This window comes from Neisseria sp. P0009.S007 (assembly GCF_051962515.1).
Genome location: NZ_JBQCVF010000914.1, coordinates 1 through 423 on the forward strand (window position 1 = coordinate 1; position 423 = coordinate 423).

General features: G+C 52.7%; 1 pseudogene. It reads left to right on the forward strand.

From position 1 onward, the window contains the following. Window positions 1-360: pseudogene (gene gyrB / locus ACTHS3_RS17090) on the forward strand (DNA gyrase subunit B); the annotation flags it as partial. Between the last annotated feature and the right edge of the window lie 63 nt (window positions 361-423).

The window sequence follows — 423 nt, forward strand, 5'->3', positions numbered from 1 at the left end:
GCCTACCAAACCCTTACCCAAACCGCCGCCGCACTCAAAGGCATGGTCGGCAAAGGGGCGAAGCTCTACAAAGGCGACAACGAGTACGACATCGACAGCTTTGAAGGCGCTTTGGATATCTTGATGAGCGTTGCCCAAAAAGGCATGTCCATCCAACGATACAAAGGCTTGGGCGAGATGAATCCGGAACAACTTTGGGAAACCACGATGGATCCTACCGTCCGCCGTCTCCTGAAAGTCCGCATCGAAGACGCCATCGCCGCCGACGAAGTGTTCGTTACCCTGATGGGCGACGAAGTCGAACCGCGCCGCGCCTTCATCGAAAACAACGCCCTGCTGGCGCAAAACATCGACGCCTAAGCATGAGAAGATAAAAGGTCGTCTGAAAAACGATTTTCAGACGGCCTTTTTGTTTTTTTATTT